The organism is Pseudomonas sp. PDM26 (assembly GCF_019219185.1).
Classification (GTDB): domain Bacteria; phylum Pseudomonadota; class Gammaproteobacteria; order Pseudomonadales; family Pseudomonadaceae; genus Aquipseudomonas.
In genome coordinates this window covers 1-401 of sequence record NZ_JAHUWC010000049.1, presented here as the reverse complement: position 1 = coordinate 401, position 401 = coordinate 1, and the positions used below count along the sequence as shown (strand labels likewise).

Sequence of the window (401 nt, the reverse complement as noted above, 5' to 3'; positions counted from 1 at the left end):
GACATGGTCGAGTTCTGCGACGACCAGCGCTGCTACGAGTTCGACGTCACGCTGCCGTTGCGCTCGCCCTCCGGCTTCAGCAGCCACGAGGACGCCGTCTGGGCCCTGCAAACCTGCCACAAGGTGGTCGAACAACAAGTCAGCGTGCGCGCCTATGACCCCAACAAACCCGGTGCCCACCTCGACGGCGAAGTCGACCAGACTCGCGGCGAGCCCGCCACCATTCAAGACACTACCGATACCAAACGCGCGCCCCACACCTACGGCGAGGCCTACCACTACGCCGAGCCCTACACCGAACTCGGCCACCCCATCCATCGCGACGAAACCCTGCAGACCGAAAGCGGCCACTTCTTTGCGCGCCTGCGCCACGAACGCTACCTCAACCAGCAGACCCGCCT

1 pseudogene is annotated in these 401 nt (G+C 64.8%); it reads left to right on the top strand.

The window, feature by feature from the left end:
• A pseudogene (locus tag KW849_RS31030) lies at positions 1–401 on the top strand (type VI secretion system tip protein VgrG); the annotation flags it as partial.